The sequence below is a fragment of the Symmachiella macrocystis genome, assembly GCF_007860075.1.
GTDB classification, from domain to species: domain Bacteria; phylum Planctomycetota; class Planctomycetia; order Planctomycetales; family Planctomycetaceae; genus Symmachiella; species Symmachiella macrocystis.
Genome location: NZ_SJPP01000001.1, coordinates 4,286,958 through 4,306,185 on the forward strand (window position 1 = coordinate 4,286,958; position 19,228 = coordinate 4,306,185).

The following is a 19,228-nucleotide window of genomic DNA, read 5'->3' on the forward strand; positions in this document are numbered from 1 at the left end:
CTGAGGGAATTGAATCCATTTAACGTTGGTCGCTGAAACCCTTTTGGCCGGAACGAAAGTCCGGATAACTGATCCACACCGTTGGTTTCTCATCACCTTGAGCCGACGGCCAGTTCGCATCATCGTAGCCGGTCGACGTCCAATCGTCACCCGGCTTGTTACTGACTTTCCAGGACGAGTCGGAAAAAATCGGCGTCACCTGCCCATTTTTGCCAATCAATTCACCGTAGAGATGAAATCCGCCGCACCGCTCCGGTCCGCCCGGTTCCAACTGATGGTTCTCAGTGCCGTAGGCATGTGCCTCGACGGAGATCACATTTTTGCCCGGGTTGAGGTATGGCTTGATGTCGTACAGTTCCAGTAAATGCGGATTGACCGGTGCCGAAAAATTCCGCCGCGCGAACTGTTCGCCAATCAGTTTGCCGTTGACGAACAACTTCACATGTGTGTCCCCTTGCACTTGAATGCCGGCTAACTCGATGTTCTGAGGATCCAATATCAACGTCTTGCGGAACGACGCATGTTGAATTTGCTCTTGCTTCTCGAATCCCAGTGGATGATAAATCCACTGCGACGCCGGCCGTGAATCGAATGCAAAGACACCCTCTTCGGCCCGCGTCGCCGTATCGTCCCAAGCTTTGATCAGCATGTCGTACTCATCGACGGCGTATTGCAGATTGTCCGGCTGGTTGGTCCGCAACCACAATTCTTGAAACGTCTTTCGCAGCGCCAACGTTTCATCGCGCACCGCCCGGGCCTCGCGCGTGAACCGTTGTTTCGCAGCGGTGATTTGTTCCGGGGACGGATCGCTCGAAGCAAAGTCCCGCAAACTGCGGACCAACAGTTGCCCGTGTACATAATTGCGGTGCATGCGAGCGCAGTATTCGTAGTAGTCCAGGTCGCCCTTGCGGCGTGTAATCACCGGGCGTAACGCGGCGATCAACGCTTCGGCCACGCGAGCATCCTCGCGGACCCGCCAGAGATCTTGCTCGGAATGCCCCGTTTTGCTGGCGTTGGGTTTGCGTCCGCCATACTCATACCGCGGCGCAAAAGGATGCCGGAAGTAATCCACAATCGGCAATCCGAACGGCCACTTCTCTAGCAACGCAAACACGGCTCGCAAGGGCGTCGCCGTCCCCGGGCCGTTGTGCAGCGTGAAAAACCGATCGTAGAAACTCGCCACGTCGGTCGATTGCGGCGACCACGTCACTTCGGCTCCGTAAGCGTAGCCGAAATAATTCATCTCTCGCAGATTTTTGGAACCGAAGTCCCCCCAGGTCGACGTGAAGGAACCGAGCGCATTGTGCCGAATGCCGTCCAGCGTGAAATTGCGAATGTTGATCAGCGCCGCCGATGTCGTGGGGAAAATCCGACTCCAGTTGTTCAAGCCCGGGAGCACCATCAAGGGGAAATCATGTGCCGCCAATTTGTCGACGCTGTCGTAATGTTGCTTAGGACCGTACACCCAATCCATCAACACGATATCCTTGGGGATCGCGTTTAAAATCACCGACGGATCCTTGCGGTTGACGATCACATCGCCGTACATGATCATCGTTTTGTCGTGGTCTTTAAACAATTTGTTCAACCGGCGGTAGTGTTGGGCATGCACCAAGCCGCGACCGTCTTTTTTGACTGCCGCTTCGGTTTTGCCAAAACCCAGATCCCACGATTCGTCCAATCCGGCATGGAAATACTTGGAATCGAAGACGTCGATCAATTCCAAAAAGCAGTTCTCCAAAAATTCAAAAGCCGCATCATCGGTGGCAAAGGAATGCGAACCGGGGTATTCGCTGAAAGGCAACACCTCGGCGTTCATCAACAACGTCCCTTGGTTGCCCAGCATTTCGAAAATCGGAATCAACTCGATGTGATACTGCTTGGCATACGCTTCCAGTTCGTTGATTTGATCCGCATCGAAAGCACCGCGGCCGACACCGATTGAGGGGTATTTCTTGAAGCGGTAGTTGTCTTCCAAATAGATGAAGTAGGTGTTCATCTTATATCGGGCGATGAAGCGGATGATCGCTTTGTAATTCTCCATCGTCGAGGCTTGTCCGTAGGCGGTCTCCTCCTGCACGCCTCGCATTTTTACGTGCGGCCAATCGTGGATCCGGACAGACGGCAATGGCTTTTCCGCTCCTTTGACCTGCGCGATTTGCCGCAGACTCATCGTGCCGTACAACAGCCCCGGTTCGTTTTCCGCAGCGATCACGATTCCCCGATCGCTGATCCCCAGCACATAACCTTGCTCTTTCGTCTTGGCTGAAAACGACAAGCCGTGTTCCTGCATCAACTTGCTGACAAGTCGATTCGTGTCCGGTTTGCCGATCACGATGCTATTCGGGCGCGACGTGCCTGGTTCGCCCAGCGGTAGTGGGAAGCCGTAGATCTCTTGAAGCGCGGTTCGCAAATCCTCGGCCGCGAACCGTTCCGCGTCGGTGGCATCTTTGCCGAGCACCACTTGGGTTTCGCGATTGATCGAAAAACTGCCGTTTTGCGATTCGACTTTTTGCGGCGTGGGAACAATGCCCAAATCCTCCGCGGCGTGCGTCGGACCTGCTGCGGTCATACCGATCACCAGGATGATCAACACAACCCATTTTTGCGGCGACCTGTTACGCATTCGATGACCTCGGGAGTTGGAACTTATTGTTTCGCATGCAGCGGCGAAGGGTGGAAACGACCTACCATACCCCACCCGCCTGTTGCATCCAACCGTACGGACGTGCTTAGAGTGCGGAATGCGCAAACAACTGGCGCGGTGGTAAATTCTCGGCCCGGATCGCACGGAAACCGGGCGAACGTTGACTCGAAATGTGGCACTTGTCACGATTGACCGGTCGGCAATGCGATTCACGCGATCACTGAAAATAGTGTTCCTCTCATTTTGAAAAAGAACCCGTGACACATCCTCGGTTTTTTCTTCCCGCCAATTTGAAGGGCCCAACGGCTGAGTTGCTCGGTCCCGAAGCGCACCACTTGCACAATGTGCTGCGGTTGCAACCGGGCGATGAGATTGAATTGTTCGACGGCGACGGAACGGAAGCGACAGCGCGGGTCGAGTCGGCGAGCAAAAAACGGATCGTGGTCTCGATCCTTTCGCGACAACCAGGAGCGGCGGAGCTGCCGGTGCCCTTGATCCTAGCCACGGCTATTCCCAAGGGGGACCGTTTTCGTTGGTTGGTGGAAAAGGCGACCGAATTGGGAGTGACGCGGTTGGTCCCTTTGCAAACTGAGCGGAGCGTTGTTGATCCACGGGCGACGAAGTTGGAAAAAATGCGAGCGGCGGTCATCGCTGCCTCAAAACAATGCCGCCGCGCCCGATTGATGGAAATCACCCCGCTCCAAAACTGGGCGGAGTTTTTAACATCGCGTCCCACGGATGATCCGTTGCTCATGGCACATCCCGGCGGCGCAGCGTGGCAAGCGGATTGGGTGGCGGGTGAGCGGCCGACGACTATTTGCATTGGCCCCGAAGGGGGGTTCTCTGATGCTGAGATTTCGCTGGCGAATTCGCGCGCAACGTTGGTGGATCTTGGCCCGCGCATCTTACGCATCGAAACCGCGGCATTGGCGCTGGTCGCGCTGTGCGGTGCGTCGCTGCGATCCTAGACGACGTCGGCACAACGCGCGGATCCCGCCGAACAGATCGCTCGACCGGCAGAACGTGCCGAACGGACCACGATTCTTCCATCACGATTCGCCGAATCTCCCCATGAAGGCTATCGGGAATAATCGGACTATTCGTCAGAATTGACTGAAGTGACGCCGCCACGGTTCCGATAATAACATTGGCTGTCCGGAAAGCCGGACCTCAGCCCGCGCAACGGCGATGCAATTCTTTTGAGATTCTAGATGGATCTGGCACTCAAACTCGCAACGCAAAACGGCGCGTCGCCCGCAAGGGCGGTGGGGGGAAACGAATTAACAAAACCTCACAGTTGTCATGGAAAGACATTGAGATATGCGTCATCGACTGAGATTATTTACTGGTGAAGACGAAGGTACCGCCGTCGCCGAACCAGGCATGACCGTTAAGTTGAGCGAGATCACCCATATTCTGGCTGAAGCTGTCCAAGCCGACCGCGCTTGGTTGCACGACTTCGATAACGACGAAGTCCAAATCTCCGCCGACTTATACGATGTGCTTTCCGCCTATTGGAATCTCCGTCCCAGCGCCTGATCATCTCTTGTCATAGATGGGTGCCACTGGCGGCTTGTCCGCCAGTGCGATCGGACCCCGGGTGAAAACACCAGTCGGCATCAAGCCACTAGTGTGACCCGGTCTCGACTGTTGTTAGAGATTGCAGCGGGCTGTGCGAGCCATTGGCTTTCCATTGCATTTTCCGCCTCTGGAGATGGTCGAGTGACACCGAAATTGTGGAACGTGGCACTCGTCGGTGGCGGACTGCTGCTGATCTTCGCCGGTATACAACAGTGGCGAACCAACCAGCAGCCCACGCACGTCGCCACGGAATTTCTTGAAGCGGTCAAATCCAACGACCGTCCCACGGTTCTCCGTTTAATGACCCCTGAATTGCGCGAACAGGTGGCAGTCGTGGCGGACGATTACGCAGCGGCTTGGGCTCCGCCGCCGGCAAATGCTAGCGAGAACGGCGAGTTGACGTTTGATCTCAAATCGGTCCGCGTCCAAGGGGATACCGCCACCGCCGATTCGGTATTTCGGCATGCCGGCATGCCGTTCGTCAATTCGCAAATCGAATTGCGCCGCTCGTCGACCGGTTTGTGGAAAGTCGCCCGCGTCGACAATCGCGTCAACTTGGCTTGGAAAATGCTGGAAAACCAGCAGTTGACCGTCGAATTGCGCAACGCGCTAAAGGATCTTCCCGGCGCGCAAGTCGCCCAAGAACCACAACCGCAACGCCGTTGGGATTGATTGCAGCCGATATTTGCCAATTCACTTGCTAATGCAGGTGGGGCAGGCCGCGCTCCCATTTGTTGTTACGCCTTAGGGGATTTGGGGCGTGGATCGGCAAATGAATCGCGGCAACGTAATCTGCTATTCGAGATGATCGTAAGTTGACGTTTCTTGGTTGATCGCTATTGACCGAGCCTGCGAAATGGCGAAAATCCGCCCTCTCTCCTCTCAACTTTCGTATCAATCATCTCTCTTCTCTCAAAAAGCGCGGCGATCTTTGCGCCGGCGCGAGCATTACGTTATGAATCAACCGACTCAAATTGTATCCCTTGTCTTTCTTGCAGCCTGCTTGGGCGGATGTGGGACGACGCGGTGGTCCGATACCCCCCGCACCGCCACCGAGCAACGATTGATTTCCAACGCGATTGACGAATCTGTTAATAGCATCGACGTGAGTCCGTTGGCCCATCAAAAAGTCTACTTCGACACCAGCAACATCGACGACAGTGTACAACAAAAGTACTTGATCAGCAGCTTGAAATATCACTTGCTGAGAAATGGTTGCTATGTGTTGGAGAAAAAAGAAGAAGCGGAATACGTCGTCGAAGCCCGCGCCGGTGTCATCGGCACGGATCACCACGATCTGTTGATCGGTATCCCCGAGTCGTCGCTCGGAGCAGGCATCCCCGGCATGCCGGCGTCGCTTCCAGAAATGGCTTTGTACAAAAAGACCAATCAATTGGGCGAAGCCAAAATCGGACTGTTTGCCTATCACCGCACCGAAGGCAACCTCGTCTGGAGTTCCGATACCAAGATCTCCAACAAACTGGCCAAAAGCGTTTGGGCCTTGGGTGTCGGTCCGATGCAGCGCGATGGAACAGATGGTCCCATCCGTTGGGCGGGCGAAGCTCCTCCACAGTTGCCCAAGCTAGCGATGCCCGCGCTTTCAGTGCCCCAATTCGCACGCAAGGATGAGCCGGAAACGCCCAAATATGAGATGCCGGAATTGGCGCCGCCACCCTCTGAGCTGGATTCTGGAAAAGTTTCTATCCAACCGGCCGGGAATGAAATTCCTGTTCTCAAATAAAAATCGAACAATCTTAGAATTCCAAACGGCGCGGTATCAGCAAGATTCCGCGCCGTTTTTCTGATTATTTCTACCGCGACGTTGCTTGCGACGACGGGAATGCGACAATAAGGACGGACCGGACACAGCAGTGGTGCCGGTTGGCCTTTAAAACATTCCGTATCTCCCGTATGTCGTGACGATGCAAACACCCAACTCCGAATATACAGTCCTCGCCCGCCGTTTTCGTCCGCAGACTTTCGACGAAGTCGTCGGCCAAGGCATGGTGGCACAGGCGCTGCGCAATGCCATTTCCAGTAGCCGTGTTGCGCACGCCTATTTGTTTACCGGCGCACGGGGCGTCGGCAAGACGTCGACGGCGCGGATTTTGGCCAAATCGCTCAACTGCCCAAACGTGCAAGACGGCGACCCCTGCAATACCTGCGAAATCTGCCTGGGCATCTCCGCCGGGACCGACGTCGATGTGCTGGAAATCGACGGAGCGTCGAACCGCGGTATCGAGGACATCCGGTCCTTGCGAGCGAACGTAAACGTCAAATCGATGCGGACCCGCTATAAGGTCTACATCATCGACGAAGTCCACATGCTCACGCGGGAGGCGTTTAATGCACTGCTCAAGACGCTAGAAGAGCCGCCCCCGACCGTCAAATTCATCTTCTGCACAACCGAACCGAACAAGCTGCCCGACACGATTCTCTCACGCTGTCAGCGGTTTGACTTCGGGACGATCGACACGCCCAACATCAGCGTGCGACTCAAGCAGATTGCCGAGGCTGAAGGGATTGCGGTCGAAGATGCCGCCATTGAATTGATCGCCCGCCGCGCCGCTGGGTCGATGCGGGACAGCCAATCGTTATTCGACCAACTGCTCGCCTTTGGTGGCGATCCGATTACCCCGGCCGACGTGCATCGTCTGTTTGGCACGGCTGACGATCAGCGGTTGGTGGAAGTGTTTGAAGCGGTGATTTCCGGCGAGAAGGGGGCAGCACTCCAGACGCTCGACGCAGCCTTGGAAGAGGGGATTCAACTCGGCGAAGTCACGACACAGTTGTTGGACTATCTTCGCGACTTGATGGTCTTGGCAGCCGGAGCAGAGCAGGTCCGGCTCAGTTCGGTCTCCCCCGAACTGCGACCCCAACTGGTCGAACAGGCAAAACGGTGGGGCTTGGAGACGATCGTGGCCGCGATGGAGATCCTTTCGGAAGCCAAAGGCCGTATGCAGCGGGTCGCCTATGGGCGCGCCTTGGCCGAATTGGCGCTGGTGCGGATGTCGCTACTACAACACCTACACGACCTATCCGACCTAATCCGGCAGGTCAAATCGGGCGCAGTCAATCTCCCCGCTACGAATGGAACAGCACCAACTCGGCAGCCTCCGGCGGCGAATCTAACATCCGCGCCCCCACCTCAAAAAAAAACGGACCCACCCCCCGCTGAGACTCTCTCAGAGGCTATTCCCGCTCTAGAAACTCGGCCAACCATCGATTTTCAAACAGGTTCGGAAGAGGAAATATGGGCGGAAGTCCTTACGAGGGTTCCGGATATGGTAAAAACCAATGTTCAACGCGCCTCGGGAATAGCAATTATCGGGCCAAACGCACTGGAAATATCCTTCCCTAAGAGCTATCATTTCAATCTCGAGTACTGCCAACGCCGCGAGCAGATGAGTCGGCTGGAGGCCGCACTTGAGGAAGTCGTTGGGCGAAAGGTGGGAATTACCCTGAAATTGGCGGATGACCCATCTCCAGCCACAATACCAGACGAGAAAAAGGCATCACCTACGGGCACCAAACATCGGATTGACCCCGAGAATGACCCCTTGGTGAAGAAAGCCATGACCGTGTTCAACGCGACGGTGGTGAAAGTCGAAGAACGTTGACCGCGGCACCTGATCAATGTGAAGGAAGCGAGTCCAATGTTAAAAGGTTTGGGAAACCTGGCGTCGTTGATGAAAAACGCGCAGGAAATGCAATCGCGCATGAGCGACATGCAAGAAAATCTGGGCAAAATCCGCGCCGAGGGAAGTGCCGGTGGCGGGATGGTGACCGTGGAAGTCACCGGGAAACAACAGATTGTCAGCTGCAAGATCGAACAATCGCTGATTGACGATGGCGATCGCGAAATGCTGGAAGACCTCGTCGTGTCTGCCACCAATCAGGCGCTGAAAAAAGTGCAGGAAGCAACAGCGACTGAGATGGCCGGACTGACCGGTGACATGAATCTTCCCGGGCTGGGTGACGCACTGTCGCAACTCGGTTTGGGAGGAGGAAATCCAAAGACGTAGTCTGCCACGGTGGCGATTGTTCAACCGCGTGAGACTTCTCCCACATCCACAGTGCTCGGAAAACGCACTTCGAGACTGACTGTGGCGAAGCTCAACCGCGCGGGTTTTAGGGATCGGCTCAGCTGGGGCCATAAGCCAGGGAATAATGGTGCGATTGTGAATCCGTATGGACCGGCGGTCGAAAACTTGATCGATCAATTCCAAGCCCTTCCCGGCATCGGCCGCAAATCGGCCGAACGCTTGGCGCATTACATTTTGCAATCTTCCTCCGACGATGCCCTGCAATTGTCGCGAGCCATTGAGCAGGTCAAACAGACTGTGCGTCCCTGCTCTGTCTGTTTCAATTTAACGGATGAAGAGACTTGTAGTATTTGTTCCGATTCGCGGCGCGATCCACAGGTGGTTTGTGTGGTGGAACTGCCTCGTGACTTGATGGCCGTCGAGGCTGCCGGCGTATTCGGCGGCCGCTACCACGTCCTCCAAGGCCGGATTTCTCCCTTGGAAGGGGTCGGGCCGGAACAACTGACTGTTGATGCCCTGATTCGCCGCGTGAAAGATACACCTGTAACGGAAATCGTGATGGCCACGAATCCTACACTCGAAGGGGACGGGACAGCTTTGTACATCAGTAACGTTCTGGATGACCTGCCAGTAAAAATCACCCGTCTGGCGCGGGGAATTGCCGCAGGAAGCGTGCTAGAGTTCTCTAACCGCGAAGTCCTGGCTGATGCCATGCGGGGCCGACAACCTTTTTAATTCCATCGTAATACGTCAACACTAATAAACGGAAAACTTTGAGTTCGTCCCTCGCTGAAGCGGTTTCAAAATGCAACTGAATATTTCGCAACAGATGAAGATGAGCCAGCAAATGAAGCTGGCCCCGCGGATGATTCAGTCCATGGAAATCCTGCAGTTGCCGGTCATGGCGCTCAAGGAACGCATCGATCAAGAGCTTTCCGAGAACATTTTGCTCGAGCAGGCGGTTCCCGATACCGCTGCCGACATGTCGGATTCAGAATTGCAATTCGAACGGGACCGCGACCGCGACGACCGCGAGTCCGCCGACTTCGAACGCAAGGAACTTGTTGTCGACAACGACAAAAACAACGAAGCTGACTTCGAACGCTTGATGGAAATGTCGAAAGAATGGCCCGACCATTTTTCCTCGACCAACCCCTCGGCAAATCGAATCGACGATCTTAGCAGTAGCAAACACGACACGATTACCAATATCGAGTCGCGCCCCGAGTCGCTGCAAGAAAACCTGTTGGAGCAGTTTCACTTTTTCAATTGCTCACCCTCTGTTCGCGAATTCGGCGAGTTCCTGATTCAAAACCTCGACGACAATGGCCGGTTGCCGGACAATCCGCGCGGCACGCCGATCGTTGGGCAAAACGGAGCGCCGCACGATTCACTACAGGAGATGATCGAAGTCTACAGCGTGCGGATTTCTCCCGATGATGCGCAATCCGCGCTCTCGTTGATTCAAAAGCTCGAACCACGCGGCGTCGGCGCGCGGGACCTGAAGGAATGCCTGCTGCTGCAAATCGACGATGACACTCCTTATCGCGATGTGTTGATCGCCTTAATTACCTCGCATCTCGACGACCTCTATCAAAACCGGCTCCCGGTGATTGAGCGTAAAACCGGCTATTCGCTAGATGTGATCAAAGAAGCCTGTGAGCAATTGCGGCATCTTAATCCTTGGCCGGGACGCGGATTCGACGCCGCCCCCGCGCAAAGCATTGTGCCGGATGTCTACATCGAAAAAGATGACGAAGGAAAATACACGATCCGCTTGGAACGTGAATACACGCCCAATCTGACAATCAGTCGCAAATACCAAGAACTACTCGCCGGCGATGCCGATGCGGCGACCAAGGAATACGTCAAACACAAAATCAATGCGGCTCGTTGGATCATCGATGCTGTCGAACAACGATACTCCACGCTCAAACGCGTCTCGCAGGCCATTGTCGATCACCAGACGGAATTTCTCGACAAAGGGCCCGAGTATATCGTCCCGCTCAAAATGGAGCAGATTGCCGATGTGGTCGGTGTGCACGTCACGACCGTCTCTCGCGCCGTCGACGATAAGTACATTCAAACGCCCCGCTCGATTATCCCACTCAAACGGTTCTTCGGCGGCGGCACAACCAACTCCCAAGGTGAGGAAGTCGCCTGGGATGTGATCCGCATCAAACTGCGTGAGATCGTCGACGCCGAGGACAAACGCCAACCGCTCAGCGATGATGCTCTCGTTGTCGAGTTAGCCAAACATGGCTACAAACTCGCCCGCCGCACGATCACCAAGTACCGCAAGGCGATGGACATCCCTTCGTCCCGCCAGCGCCGCGAATACTAATTCGCGCCGGGATGCTGGTCTGCTGTCATTCGCAAAAAAAGCCTCACGCAAAGTCGTAAAGCTCTCAAAGAGATTTGCGATGTCGATGCGGTTAGCAGCAGTTCACGTCGCTCGCGTTCTACCTGCTAAAGCAATTTATTTTCAAAAACGATCTCCGCGCCACGCAGTTGTCATTCTTCAATCGGATTATCCCGGTCCCCCCTTTGCGTCCTTCGCGGTTTTGCGTAAGTCTTTCTTTTCCTGCAAAGAGGATAAGTGCACCACGGCTCGCATCACGGGAACGTCTCTCGTTTGATTTCCCGTTGCAATCTCATTAGGTTTGATAGGGAGGCGGTCCGCGCGATGGTGACGGAATTTGCCTGTGCTTGATGTTCCCCACCGAGAGGATACTACGTTGCAAACGACCCAATCGCAGTGGCACAAATGTACCGTGCTGTTTATCACTCTGATGGCAGTTGTGGCTATTGCAAGTGTTGCAGTCGCCGCTGAGGATAACGCCGATGAACAGATTTTGTTGGAGGACGGTTTTGCCGATTTGAAACCGGGGCAATTCTCCAGCCTTGTCGGCGCGCACACCGAATACCATTATCTGCCCGATAGTGCTCCCAAAGGCCATTGGAGCGTGAGCTCCTTCACCTCGCGCATTACCTCGCAGCGGGCGTGGAAGGTCTTTGAGCATGAGGGCGAAGCGGTTTTAGCTCAGATCTATGACAACGTCAAAACCAAACACGCGCATCCCATGGTCGTTGCCGGCGACGACGCTTGGCAGGATTATACTTGTGAAGTCCGCTTCGTTCCCGAATCGGATCGCGACCAAAGCGGCGTCGTGTTTCGCTATCGCAATGATCGCTGTTATTACTTTTTCGGTGTCGATGGCGATCAGGCGATTCTCAAAATGGTCAGGCACGCGACCGCTTACCACAAACCGTTTGAACGCATTCTCGCATCCGAAAAATTCGACTGGAAACCGGGTGAGCCACTCGTCGCCCGCATTCAAGTCGATGGTGACAACATTAAAGCCCAATTCATCGACGGCCCGACGCTGACCGCCACCGACGCCACCTACGAATCGGGCAAGATCGGTTTGATGGCAGATGTGCCGACCCGTTATCACCAGGTCAAGGTCACGACCACGGCTAAGGAGTTGCAGCGCGTCGAGGACGCAATCGCCCAGCGCGAAGTGGAATTGCAAAAACTGCAGAAGGCAAATCCACAGCCGGTCGTCTGGAAGAAAATCCAAACCGAAGGATTCGGCGTCGGCCGCAATCTCCGTTTCGGCGACCTCAACAACGACGGTCAGGTCGACGTGCTGTTTGGTCAAGTACGGCATCATGGCCCCAAGGATCGTAACAGCGAATTGAGCTGCCTGACCGCCATGACGTTCGACGGCGAACAACTGTGGCAAATCGGCGAACCCGATCCCTGGAAGGACCACCTCACCAACGATGTTGGTTTTCAAGTTCACGACCTTGATGGCGACGGCAAAGCTGAAGTCATTTACTGCATGAACATGGAGATCATCGTCGCCGACGGTGCCACTGGTAAAACTCTCTACAAAGCGCCCACGCCGAAAACGCCGCCAACGACTAAGGCTCCCTATGACAAGTTTCCTCGCATCTTGGGCGATTCGCTCTACTTCTGCGATTTGCGTGGCACGGGTCATGACAGCGACATCATCATCAAAGACCGTTACCGGCATTTTTGGGCACTGAATGACCGTTTAGAAATCATGTGGAGCGGCGAGTGCAACACCGGGCATTATCCCATTGCCTTTGATGTCGACGGAGACGGCCGCGATGAATTGGCCATTGGCTATAATCTGTACGACGGCGACGGCAAACACCTGTGGTCGTTGGACCACAAAGTCAAAGACCATGCCGACGGTATCGCCGTGGTCCGCTTTGGTGGCCCAGAAGATGAGCCGCGGATACTGTGCGCCGCTAGCGATGAGGGTATGTTCTTCGCCGACATGCAGGGCAACATCATTAAGCACCATTACCTCGGCCACGTGCAAAACCCGGTCGTCGGCGATTTTCGCACCGACATGCCCGGATTAGAGGCGGTCTCGATTAACTATTGGGGCAATCAGGGCATCGTTCACTACTACGACGCCCGCGGTGACATCTACAAGGACATCGAACCCTGCCAACACGGAAGTATGTGTTTGCCGATCAATTGGACCGGTCAGCCGCCGGAATTTTTCGTCCTCTCACCGAACGTCCGCGAAGGCGGAATGTGGGACGGCTGGGGCCGCCGCGTTGTCAGGTTTCCCAACGATGGCCATCCCGACATGTGCAATGCGGTCTTGGATATCACCGGCGATTGCCGCGATGAAATCGTCGTCTGGGATCCCAACGAATTATGGGTCTACACACAAAGCAACAACCCGCTCCCCGGCAAACTGTACAAGCCGACGCGCAATCCGCTCTACAACTATTCGAATTACCAAACAACAATCTCATTGCCCGGCTGGTCCGAAAAATAGCGTTTCGGCGAAGAATACGCTTCACATCTTGGTGACAAGCCAGAACCCAAAAGCGTCCCGGGAGGGCGAGGCTCCCGCTGAGCCGCGCGCGATCGATTCGTGTTATTCGTCAAATGATTTCACAAATTACGCCCAACGAACCGATGCGGCTCAGCAGGAGCTTCGCCCTCCCGGAACGCGTCATGCGTAGGGTTCACTCGTGCTCATTCGTGGGTAAGTGAATCGCTGCAATTGGTTGCGGCGGGGCGGTGCTGAGTTAAAATCAGTTTGTCAGTGCGGAGATGTCTCCGCCCACGAAATCTGTACCCTCGCATCGGCCCGCATTGTGCATAAAAATTCCCCGCAGGAATCCTCTGAGGTTCGCAGCCTGTTTTACGTCACGCTGACTGCAGTGGCGCTCACCGTGCTGTTCTGGCTGCCGCTTTGGGAAGGGGGTGGGTTGATCGGGGGGGATACGTATTCCTACTTCTTCCCGCAAAAAACCTTCCTCGCCGACAGCATCGCTTCGGGCGAATTGGCCGCTTGGAACAATCGCACCGGCTTTGGGTATCCGGCCATCGCCGAAAGCCAAACCGGCGTGCTCTATCCGCCCAACCAGGTGTTCTATCGAATTTTTGAGGCCAACGGCGCTTACGTTGCCAACCAGATTTTGCATTACGTGTTGGCGTTTATTTTCACGTGGTTGTACGCGCGCTCAATCGGCCTGCGCGCGCTGGCAGCGGTGTTGGTCGCGCTGGTTTATACCTACGGTTGGTTTCCGCCGCGGATGTGTTTGGAGTGGGCGATCATCGGTGGGACATGGCTTCCCGCATCACTGTGGGCGGCGGAGTCGTTCCTGCAATCGCGGCGTTGGCTGTGGCTGTTCGTGCTGTCGTTGACGCTGGCGTTGTCGATGTTGGCGGGGCATTTCAATTTGGCGTTTATCACACAGTTGGTGCTGCTGGCCTACATTCCATTGCGCTTGTGGTTCACGGCAGCCAGTCTTCCCGAAGAGACACGCGCCCTGCGTAATCGCTGTGCAACCGGTTTACTGACCGCCATGGTCTTAGGATTTTTACTCTCCGCCATTCAGCTGGCCCCCACCTGGGAACTCCGTGGCCGCAGCCAGCGCAGCGCGTCGGCGAACACCGGTTACGGACATTTGCCAGCTTGGTATTGGTCGCAGGTTGTGATGCCCTGGAAGTGGTACCGCGCGGACGTTGATCTCGATCGCGTGCTGAATGAAAACCTGCCACCCGGCTCAGCGATGACCAACAAAGTCGAAGCGCATTTGTATTTCGGTCTCGCCCCGTTGATTGTCGTGTTAGCAGGCATTGTCTTTCTGCGGCGGAAATTGTTTTCGCGACGTATCATTTTCTGGATCGGACTGGGCATTGCGGCATTGCTGTATACGCCGGGATGGTTGTTGCCGGTCACACAATATCTGCCGGGTTTCAGTTTCTTTATGGGACCGGGACGCTATGGCATCGTTGTGACATTGGCGTTCGCGCTGCTCGCCGGGACGGCGCTCGATGCGATTAGCCAGCGCATGAATCTGCTGGGGCGGTGGTTGCTGGTGGCGGTCGTGTTTGCGGCAACCACGGCCGATTTGTGGTACGTCAGCCGCGCGGTCACCAACGTTGTGATGTTATCCGACGCTCCGCTGCGGCACGTCGATGAAAGTCCCGTCGCGCAGAAATTGGCCGAATTCACGGGCCCAACGCGTCTCTATGCGCCAGGTGCGAATTTGACCAATATCCTCGGCACGGCGTCGTATCCCATCTATTTGGGGTTGGGGCCGGCGGAGTATTTTGATGAGTCGTTGTCGCTGCCCGCGCCGTTTCCGTTGGACGCCCCCCCTCCAGCCGATCAGTTGGCAGCCGTTCAGAAAGCGGGGGTCACGCATGTTTTGAGTGGGCAGTCGTTAGAGTCCTTGGGCTGGCCGATGCGGTTGTTGTGGTATGGAGTCGATCCGTTTCTACATCGCGCCTGGGCCCGCTCGCCGAACGATCCGTTGTTTCTCTATGAACTCAGCGAGACGCGCGGGCGAGCGTATTGGGAATCGCCATCGGCGGAGGCAACGGTTGAAATCGAAACCTATCGCCCCGGTCACATCGTCATCCGCGCCGCATCCGAAGATGGCGGGGTGTTGGTGTTAACAGATTTGGAATATCCCGGCTGGCAAGTCGATATCGACGGCAAACCTGCAGCAGCCACAACGGCGGCGGGACTCTATCGCGGCGTCGACGTCCCGCCCGGCACGCACACAGTCACATGGAATTACCACCCCGTCTCATTATACTGGGGGGCGGCCATCACGGTGGTGACGCTGCTGCTCTGGGCCATCGTCGGCCATCTACGGTATTGGCACCCCGGTCGATTCAATTATTTTGAAAAACAAGGCGAGACGCCATGAAAGCGGCATTCATCACATCCACCGGCAGCCCCGATTGCATTCAATACGCGGATCAACCGCAACCGCAGCCGACCGACAATCAGGTCTTGGTCAAAGTCGCCGCCGTCGCCGTCAATCCGATCGATACGTATATCCGTAGCGGCGCGGTCGCCTTGCCGCTTGAGTTTCCCTACATCATCGGTTGCGATCTAGCGGGAGAGGTCGAAGCGGTCGGGCAGGGGGTGACGCGATTCAAAATCGGCGATCGCGTGTGGGGCAGCAATCAAGGACTGTTCGGCCGACCGGGGACATTCGCCGAATATACCGCCGTCGATGAGCAATGGTTGTATCCCACACCCGCCGGCCAATGCGACGAAGCAGCAGCCGCCGGCGCGCTGGTGGGCATCACCGCCCACCTGGGACTGTTCCGCAGCGGACGTCTGCAAGCGGGTGAAATTGTGTTCGTCAACGGTGGCACGGGCGGCGTGGGATCTTCGGTGGTGCAATTGGCCAAGGGAGCCGGCGCCACGGTCATTGCCACCGTGGGCAACGCCGAAAAACAAGCCGCTTGCAAAGCATTAGGCGCCGACTTGGTCGTGGATTATCACTCGCCGACGATGGACGACGAGATCCGCCAATTCATCGAACCGCACGGCGGCATCGACCTCTGGTACGAAACACAACGGTCGCCAAACTTTGATCGGACCGTCAGCTTGATGCGGATGGGCGGCCGCATCATCTTCATGGCCGGCCGCGACGCCCGCCCGGAATTCCCCGTCGGCCCCTCCTACACCAAGGACCTCAGCTACCTCGGCTTCGCCATGTTCAACGCCAGCGCGGAACAACAACGCGAATGCGCCACAGGCATCAACCGTTTACAGGAAGCGGGCGGCTGGACGCCAATCATCGGCCAGCGATTCCCCCTCAGCGAAGCCGCCGCGGCGCATCAATTGCAGGAAGAAGGCACGCTGCAAGGGAGTGGGGGTTTGTCGGGGAAGATTGTGCTGACGGTTTGATTGGGGAGGGGGGCGAGCGTGCAATGCAAAAGTTGCTCGGCCATATATCGCAGCGCGTCTTTCGTCCCACTTGAGGTTGATAACCCTATTTACCTGGAGTAATCCCGGTGCGGATTGTTGATTGAAAAACAGGTTAGGAGGAAAACCACAGCGTGTCCCACGAAACGATCATCTACGGCTTCATTGAGGGCGCGACTTGGAAGCCGCCGGAATATCGACGCTTTCAAAAAGCCAACCTTGATGTTCTTGGAGCGTTGCCAGAGACCGACGAGTTTCCGCCCATTACGCGCGGTATGTTCTCGTGCACTCCGCTCGAATCACCCTGCACGTTTCGTGCTCAAGTTATCCACTTTGGAGGCTCGATGAACGGCCTAAACTTCGACGCTGTCCCTGAATGGATTCTGAAGTTCGAGTCTGTGTTGAGCCGGCTATACTGGATTGAAGCCACTGCCCACGTCTGGACTGACTACATTGATGGAGCTTACCAATTTTGGTGGAAGATCGGTGACAAATGTTTGTCTACCTATCACGACGGCGACCCGCAGCCGACGTCAACTTGGACCCGAAAACACCTTCATCTTGTCCGAAGCTTGGATGAGCCCCCTCACGATCTGCTGTAGTTGACTGACGAAGCCTGCGATGGACGTTAGCGATTAGGTCACTCATTGTTTACAAGCGAGTAGGGCAGGCAGCCGTCTGACGGCTTGTGAGATTGATTGTCGAACATGGTTTGTGTTAGCTAATCGGTTGACCTACGTCACTCACTGTATCGATTGTAGAGAAATAGAGGTTGTTTTTTTGAGAGATCCTCATGGGATACGATATTCACATCACACCAAACGATGAGTGGTCGGAGGAAGAAGTCAGCGGCGGAATCTCGTTTGAAGAATGGAGTGACTACGTTGCGGCGGATGATACCATGCGGATGGACAACGAGGCCGAGGTGAGAACACCACATGGCGACGTGATTCGATATGAAAACAAAGGGCTCGCTGTATGGACGGCATACTCGGGCTACGATGAGTCGGGCATCAAGGCTTGGTTTGACTTTCGGGAAGGCCGTATCTCGGTTAAGAATCCTGACGACGAAATCCTTAGAAAAATGTACCAAATTGCATCAAGTATGGACGCAAAAGTTTTGGGCGATGACGGCGAGGAATACGGCCCAGACGGAGAAACATTGGATCCCAAAGACGAAGTCTTGCATACGCACCAGAAGCCGTGGTGGAAGTTTTGGTGACACAACGGCAGGAAATCAAGCCATGCGAGTAACGTAGGCAGGCTCCCGCCCGCAAAGACTTATTTTCGCCCCCGCCCACAAGGATGTGAAATGGACCCTTCCATGATCCTAGACAAGTTGTTCTGGTTGATTGCAATTGCTGTGACCTGCCTTAACGCGGGCATCTTTCGCTTCAAGTAGCAACGCCACATTCGTGACAATCCAGAACTGGCAGACGGTTACGCCAAAATCTCGAAATGACACTTGTGCTTCAGGCTCTTTAAAATGCCGAACGACCCTCGTGCCCGAATCTTTATGCCACTACATAAATTCGAGCAATCAATTCGTGACGCTGATCCGATGGCGATACGGGAGGCGCGAATCGCATTCATCTCTGATGGCATCTCGCTATACCACGATGAGTTGCAGTGGCGGCGAAGTTTATCGCCGCATCGTTTCCTGTGGTATCTTTTTCCGCTGGCATGGCCAATTCTCTGGTATCGTAGTCGTCTATCGAAGATGGCGCTCTCGGCGATTAGTAGGGCGATCGCTGACTGCCGCGCGCGTTGGGCTGAGGATTTGCAAGACAGCGAGTTGGATTTCGACCAAATCATTGACCCACTTGAAAGCCAACATCACGGATAACTAACGCATGCACCCAACCGGAATGGGCGGTTGGGTTTTGTCGTGAAATCAATGTCACTCGCGCCCATTCTGGCCGTTGACGGCTGATCGTTATTTGGTAAAGACTGCCCACGCCATGAATGAACTTCAACAAGCAGCGTTTGAGCTTCGTTTGAATGATCTCAAGCGATTAACCCGTAACAATGCCGTTCTGGATGGCACATTGTTAGCAGCGTGCTCCGCGCATGATCCGGACCCCACAAATCAAATTCGCGTCATCCGGCATTTGGTCCAGTGTGGAGTCTCGGTGAACGAAACAGACAAGAACGGTGTCACGCCGCTGCACCGAGCCGCGCGATTCCGCAGCCCTGTCGCTGCAAAAGAACTGATTGCAAGTGGGGCGGACGTAAACGCGGTCGATAAACGGACCGGATCGACTCCACTGCATCGGGCTGTGACGAACACCGGCGCGCCTGCAACGGCGGGAAAGGGGGATCGAGCGATTGACCTCACGAGGCTATTGCTGTCCCATGGTGCCGACGCACGAATCAAGAACAAAAACGGAAAGATGGCGATCGATTACGTCAAGCATGCGGCGTTGAAAGACGTTTTCGCCGAGCTGAACGCCTCATAACCATCGCAAATACGTGAAACAAGGTCGTGGCCGCGCCGCTTTGAAATTCAACGTCATTCGCTGCGGCCCGGTGGACACAGTCGCTCCTGCACTCTGGATTCGCTGAACGCGAGTTGCGGATGTCCTAGACGTCTCAGCCGTAGTCTTTCAATCTCGTTTTCGCTAAAATCGATGTTGATGGGGCTTTGTCATCCTGACGCATGTTTAGCTTTGCACGATGAAAGCTCCCTAACGCATCCCCTGTTCTACCATTGCCGG

16 protein-coding genes are annotated in these 19,228 nt (G+C 55.4%); 15 read left to right on the forward strand and 1 reads right to left on the reverse strand.

Annotated elements, in window-relative coordinates:
- Nucleotides 1-19: 19 nt before the first annotated feature.
- Nucleotides 20-2,626, reverse strand: coding sequence for a glycoside hydrolase family 20 zincin-like fold domain-containing protein (locus CA54_RS16760; RefSeq protein WP_146371956.1), 2,607 nt, complete (start codon nucleotides 2,624-2,626; stop codon nucleotides 20-22).
- Between the two features lie 278 nt (nucleotides 2,627-2,904).
- Between CA54_RS16760 and CA54_RS16765 the strand changes: the two genes are divergently transcribed.
- From CA54_RS16765 to CA54_RS16835, 15 genes are all read left to right on the forward strand, one after another.
- Complete coding sequence (locus CA54_RS16765) at nucleotides 2,905-3,615, forward strand: 16S rRNA (uracil(1498)-N(3))-methyltransferase (RefSeq protein ID WP_146371957.1); 711 nt, start codon at nucleotides 2,905-2,907, stop codon at nucleotides 3,613-3,615.
- A 352-nt stretch (nucleotides 3,616-3,967) separates the two neighbouring features.
- Entirely contained in the window at nucleotides 3,968-4,186 is a 219-nt protein-coding gene (locus CA54_RS16770) for a hypothetical protein (protein ID WP_145378535.1), read from the forward strand.
- Between the two features lie 183 nt (nucleotides 4,187-4,369).
- Nucleotides 4,370-4,900, forward strand: a complete 531-nt coding sequence (locus CA54_RS16775) for a hypothetical protein (protein ID WP_146371958.1) — start codon at nucleotides 4,370-4,372, stop codon at nucleotides 4,898-4,900.
- 283 nt (nucleotides 4,901-5,183) lie between these two features.
- Nucleotides 5,184-5,969 carry a DUF6655 family protein gene (locus CA54_RS16780; protein ID WP_146371959.1) on the forward strand — a complete coding sequence of 262 codons (786 nt, stop codon included), beginning with the start codon at nucleotides 5,184-5,186 and terminating at the stop codon, nucleotides 5,967-5,969.
- A 181-nt stretch (nucleotides 5,970-6,150) separates the two neighbouring features.
- Nucleotides 6,151-7,848, forward strand: a complete 1,698-nt coding sequence (dnaX, locus tag CA54_RS16785; protein ID WP_146371960.1) for a DNA polymerase III subunit gamma/tau — start codon at nucleotides 6,151-6,153, stop codon at nucleotides 7,846-7,848.
- Between the two features lie 36 nt (nucleotides 7,849-7,884).
- Nucleotides 7,885-8,253, forward strand: coding sequence for a YbaB/EbfC family nucleoid-associated protein (locus tag CA54_RS16790; RefSeq protein WP_146371961.1), 369 nt, complete (start codon nucleotides 7,885-7,887; stop codon nucleotides 8,251-8,253).
- A gap of 156 nt (nucleotides 8,254-8,409) precedes the next feature.
- Nucleotides 8,410-9,009: a recombination mediator RecR gene (recR, locus tag CA54_RS16795; RefSeq protein WP_146372422.1), complete on the forward strand. Its 600-nt coding sequence runs from the start codon at nucleotides 8,410-8,412 to the stop codon at nucleotides 9,007-9,009.
- Nucleotides 9,010-9,079: 70 nt separating this feature from the next.
- Nucleotides 9,080-10,618: an RNA polymerase factor sigma-54 gene (gene rpoN, locus CA54_RS16800; RefSeq protein ID WP_146371962.1), complete on the forward strand. Its 1,539-nt coding sequence runs from the start codon at nucleotides 9,080-9,082 to the stop codon at nucleotides 10,616-10,618.
- 394 nt (nucleotides 10,619-11,012) lie between these two features.
- A complete protein-coding gene (locus CA54_RS16805; RefSeq protein ID WP_146371963.1) occupies nucleotides 11,013-13,103 on the forward strand; it encodes a hypothetical protein in 2,091 nt (696 codons plus the stop codon).
- A 325-nt stretch (nucleotides 13,104-13,428) separates the two neighbouring features.
- Nucleotides 13,429-15,498 carry a YfhO family protein gene (locus CA54_RS16810; RefSeq protein WP_146371964.1) on the forward strand — a complete coding sequence of 690 codons (2,070 nt, stop codon included), beginning with the start codon at nucleotides 13,429-13,431 and terminating at the stop codon, nucleotides 15,496-15,498.
- Nucleotides 15,495-16,493: an NADPH:quinone reductase gene (locus CA54_RS16815; RefSeq protein ID WP_146371965.1), complete on the forward strand. Its 999-nt coding sequence runs from the start codon at nucleotides 15,495-15,497 to the stop codon at nucleotides 16,491-16,493. The genes CA54_RS16810 and CA54_RS16815 overlap by 4 nt, the downstream gene beginning before the upstream one ends.
- Nucleotides 16,494-16,645: 152 nt before the next feature.
- Nucleotides 16,646-17,113: a hypothetical protein gene (locus CA54_RS16820; RefSeq protein WP_146371966.1), complete on the forward strand. Its 468-nt coding sequence runs from the start codon at nucleotides 16,646-16,648 to the stop codon at nucleotides 17,111-17,113.
- 191 nt (nucleotides 17,114-17,304) lie between these two features.
- Nucleotides 17,305-17,733 (forward strand): hypothetical protein, encoded by a 429-nt coding sequence (locus tag CA54_RS16825; RefSeq protein ID WP_146371967.1) that lies wholly within the window; start codon nucleotides 17,305-17,307, stop codon nucleotides 17,731-17,733.
- A 294-nt stretch (nucleotides 17,734-18,027) separates the two neighbouring features.
- Nucleotides 18,028-18,357, forward strand: a complete 330-nt coding sequence (locus CA54_RS16830) for a hypothetical protein (RefSeq protein WP_146371968.1) — start codon at nucleotides 18,028-18,030, stop codon at nucleotides 18,355-18,357.
- Between the two features lie 115 nt (nucleotides 18,358-18,472).
- Nucleotides 18,473-18,970 (forward strand): ankyrin repeat domain-containing protein, encoded by a 498-nt coding sequence (locus CA54_RS16835; protein ID WP_146371969.1) that lies wholly within the window; start codon nucleotides 18,473-18,475, stop codon nucleotides 18,968-18,970.
- Nucleotides 18,971-19,228: the final 258 nt, after the last annotated feature.